We start from the raw sequence: 1,491 nt of genomic DNA on the forward strand, positions 1-1,491 counted from the left end.
GGCGAGTTCAACCAGTCGTTGCAACACCGGGCTGTTGCAGCGAGCGTAGCTGCTCTTCGAAGACCTCGGCCGGCGTCCGCCAACCGAGGACCTTGCGGGGCCGGTTGTTGATCGCCATGGCGACGGCTTCGAGGTCCGTGGACGACCAACGGGAGAGATCAGTGCCCTTCGGGAAGTACTGACGCAGCAGCCCGTTCGTGTTCTCGTTCGTCGGTCGTTGCCAGGGCGAGTGCGGATCGGCGAAGAACACCTTCGTCCCGGTATCGAGAGCGAACTGGGCATGACCGGAGAGTTCCTTCCCGCGATCCCAGGTGAGGCTCTTGCGTAGCTGCTCGGGCAGCTGCGTCATCGACGTGGTGAGCGCCGCGTTCATCGCGATCGCGCCATAGCCCCCGAGCGAGGGGCCGTTCTTCACGGGCGGACTCTCGCCCCAGCCCTCGAGCCGAGGCAGGTGCACCAGGAGCGTGGAGCGGCTGCTGCGCTCGACAAGCGTGCCGATCGCGGAGCGGCCCGTCCCGATGATCAAATCGCCTTCCCAGTGTCCGGGGACCGCGCGGTCCCCGGCCTCGGCGGGGCGTTCACTGAGGATGACGTCCGCGGTGACATGCCCCTGCGGCTTGTTCTGCGACCGTGCACGGGGAACCCGCAGTGCCCGGCCGGTGCGCAGACACATGACCAGTTCGCGCTTGAGCGCGCCACGGCCTTCGATGAACAGCGCCTGGTAGATCGCTTCGTGGCTGATGCGCATGGACTCATCATCGGGGAAGTCGACATGGAGCCGGTGCGAGATCTGCTCCGGACTCCATGCCGTCGCCCAACGCCTGTCCTGCCGATGCGGCTTGTTCAGCCCTTTCCACCCAGGCGTCTCAGGCCCGGTGACGATCATGCCGTCGGGGCGACGGACGCTGCCGGCGAGCCGCTCCTGCACGTACTCGCGCAACCTGTCGTCGCCTGCGAGCTTCGCGGTCTTCGGGCGCTTCGCAGCCTGCTGCGCTTTCCACTGCGCCACCAGAGCCCGGTAGACCGGTTTGCCGCCCCGGGTCGCCGCGTTGCGGCGCAGCTCGCGTGAGATTGTGCCCGCGTCGCGGCCGATCCTGCGAGCGATCTCCCGCACGCCGAACTCCTGGGCGCGCAGTAGCGCGATCTCCTCACGCTCAGCGAACGACAGATAGCGGCCGGTGGGCTCGTCCAGGCTGATCGGCGGCATCCCGCCAGCGTGACGGAACCACCGGGTTCCGACCGGCCATGAAACGCCAACAGCCACCGCGGCCTCTGCCGTCGTCACTCCCGACGCGATCCGCCGCCAGAAGTGCCGCTGCACTGCACGAGACGGCTCCGGCCGACCCGGTGAACGTATCGGCGGTCGCATCGCCCGATCCGCCGCCCACTGCCGTCGCGCTCCCGCAGGCGCCTCCGGCACCTTCTGCTTCTGGTCTCGTTCCATCGCATACCTCCGTGATCAAGGTGTTGCGACGACCAGTTGAATCCGCC

General features: G+C 67.9%; 1 protein-coding gene. It reads right to left on the reverse strand.

The genetic code is table 11. The features are described 5' to 3' along the window. Nucleotides 1-7 precede the first annotated feature (7 nt). Nucleotides 8-1,369, reverse strand: coding sequence for an IS30 family transposase (locus tag ACWFR4_RS48880; protein ID WP_453658457.1), 1,362 nt, complete (start codon nt 1,367-1,369; stop codon nt 8-10). Nucleotides 1,370-1,491 lie beyond the last annotated feature (122 nt).

It is taken from the genome of Streptomyces sp. NPDC055140 (genome assembly GCF_053607285.1).